Below are 2,941 nucleotides of genomic sequence, written 5' to 3' on the forward strand. Positions count from 1 at the left end.
TCAGGGGATAGAATTTGAAGTGCTGGTCCAGCTGCACCAGCGCGATAAAGCGGCCACCGGCGATCTTCGCAACCTGCAGGTGGAATCGCCCGACGGCAGCTGGACTCCCCTTTCAAACCTGGCCCGTATCGAACGCTATAACGGTCCCACGAACATCCTCCGAATCAACCAGGAACGGGTCACCGAAGTCTCCGCCGATCTGTCAAATATCGACCTTAAGGAAGCCGCGGACCATACCCGGCAGCAGCTTGATCAGATGAGCTGGCCGGAAGGTTATCGCTACGAGATTGCCGGCTCCGCCGAAGATCAGCAAGCTTCCTTTAACTATTTGCTGATTGCTTTTATGATTGCGGGTATTCTCACCTATATGGTGATGGCGTCCCAGTTTGAGAGCCTGGTCGAGCCGTTTATTATTATTCTTACCATCCCCCTGGCACTGACCGGCGTGTTGCTCATGCTGTGGGTCACCGGTACGTCTGTGAGTGTCACTTCGATGGTGGGACTTATTTTGCTATCGGGTATTGTCGTCAATAACGGTATTGTAATGATTGATTATATTAAAATTCTGCAGGCACGGGATATGGAACGCAGTGAAGCGATTGTGGAAGGTGCCGGGCGCCGGCTCCGTCCCATTTTGATGACGGCCTTTACGACGATCCTGTCGATGGTGCCACTGGCCCTCGAGCTGGGGTCCGGATCAGAGACCTGGAGTCCCATGGCCCGAACCGTTATAGGGGGACTCACGATGTCGACGCTCCTGATGCTTTTTGTGGTACCCTGCCTGTACAAGCTGATTAATACGATGGTTGAAACGCTCGGCTTTGATTCGGTGCACAAGGAGGACCCGATCAACAATTTCAATGTCAATAAAACGCTATGAAGAAATTTAGCGTAGCGGAACGTATTTTAAAGCGGCCCATTACCGTGATTATGATTACACTGGTCGTCATTGGCTTCGGTATGTTTTCTCTGTCGAACCTCAAGGTTACGCTCTACCCCTCCTTCAACATACCGATCCTTGCCGTCTCCACCGGCTACAGCAATGTGGCGCCCGAAGACATGCAAAAACTGGTCGTTGAACCCATCGAAGGAGCCATCTCATCGATCGAAGGCATCGAAACCCTGGAATCCAACATAAGCAAGGGGAGTGCTTTCATCATTCTACGGCTCAAGAGCGGGATCAATATTCGTAATACGGAACTAAAAGTGCGTGAAGAGATTTCACGCATCCGAAATGAATTGCCCCGCGAGGCCGCCGACCCGGTCATCTTCCAGTTCGACCCCGAGAATTTTCCCATTATGCGGCTCAGCCTGGAAACTGATAACAGGGGACTGGATGAGCTCCGCCAGCTGGGAGTCGAGTTTATCGAACCCCGTATAGAACGACTGGAGGGAGTCGCTTCGGCAGATACGCGCGGGGGACTTGAACGCAAGGTGTTTGTCAATGTGGCGCCCATGTCGCTGGCCCAGCACCGGCTGGTACCCTCAGACATCGAGGCCGCCCTGCAATCGAACAATATACAGGTGCCCGTCGGGGATATCAGGACCGGGCAGAACAGCTACAGCGTCCGCGCCCAATCAATGTATCCGGGTGTAGAGGAGATTAAGCAAACGATTATAAAAGTCACGGACGAGGGCATTCCTATCCGCATTAAAGATGTGGCAACGGTAGAAGACAGCTTTGCCGAAATAACCACACTTGTTGAAATCAACGGGAAAAACAGCGTATCGGTAGAAGTCCAAAAAAAATCGGACGCCAATACGCTCGACGTCGTCAATGCCGTCAAGGATCGGCTCTCCGCCATCAACGCGAACCTGCCCCCCGGGGTGAGTCTGCAGGTACTTACCGATGACGGAGAAAATATCGAAAATTCAATCTCGAACCTGACCCAGTCGGCTCTTGCGGCCTTAGTGGTCGTCATTATCATTCTGCTGATCTTTATGGGCGGCTGGCGGATCGCCCTGGTGGTCGCTGCGACGATCCCCGTCTCCGTAACGGCCAGTTTTGCGGCGATGCACGCGGCGGGACTGACGCTCAATATCCTGACGATTACGGCCCTGGCCCTGGCCATCGGTCTTCTGGTTGACAATGCTATTGTGGTCTCGGAAAGCATTGCACGCAAACTCGAAGAGAACATTGATAACATGCAGGCCGCTCTGGAGGGAACCAATGAAGTGGTCGGTGCACTCCTCGGGGCAACGCTCACCACACTGGGTGTTTTTGTACCCATTATCGGTCTTTCAGGTATGCAGGCACAATTTTTCTCAGAATTTGCTCTTACCATCAGTATTTCTATTGCCATCTCCTTTTTCTCCTCCATCATCCTCGTACCGGTACTTTCGCTGCTTTTTTTGGATAGCACTCATTTTCAAAAAACAAGCGGCGCAACCGAAAGCCTAAAGAAACTTGAACAGTGGTATGCCGACTCCCTGCGGTGGATCATGTTTCGAAAGTGGATGGTCCTTCTGTTTGTCGGGGTGATTTTGGGGGGCTCCTACCTGCTTTACAACACCCTTCAGTTTGAATTTTTACCACAATCGGATACCGGAAGCGCATCCATCAGTGTAGATCTTCCTTCCGGCACCAAGCTGGTCCGGACCGCCCGGGTGTTGCGTGATTTCAGCAACCAGATCCGGGAAAAGAAAGAGGTGGAATCCGTTGTCACTCAAATTGGTCAGCGTGGATTCAGGACCCGAACCAATACCGGGCAGATTACCGTAACCCTGGTGGACGCAGAAGAGCGCGAGATAAGTACCAATCAATTTTCAGCCGGTCTCCGGCAGCAGCTTCAGGCGCCCGGGGTGGACGTCACCATTCGGGGTGCCGGAGGAGACTTCGGCGGTTTTGGAAGCGGCATCGACCTCAGTCTCGTTGGTCCCGATATGGAAGTGCTGCAAGCCATTTCCAATAAGATCGAGGGGGTGGTACTGGCCGATTCCA

General features: G+C 52.8%; 2 protein-coding genes. Both read left to right on the forward strand.

What is annotated here, in order from left to right:
* Positions 1-880: efflux RND transporter permease subunit (locus ACESLU_RS13670; RefSeq protein ID WP_372639185.1), on the forward strand; the 880-nt coding region annotated here is incomplete at its 5' end.
* Positions 877-2,941, forward strand: a 2,065-nt coding sequence (locus ACESLU_RS13675; RefSeq protein WP_372639186.1) for an efflux RND transporter permease subunit, incomplete at its 3' end; no start/stop codon positions are given. The genes ACESLU_RS13670 and ACESLU_RS13675, both read left to right, overlap by 4 nt.

Source organism: Fodinibius sp. (assembly GCF_041642155.1).
Classification (GTDB): Bacteria; Bacteroidota; Rhodothermia; order Balneolales; family Balneolaceae; genus Fodinibius.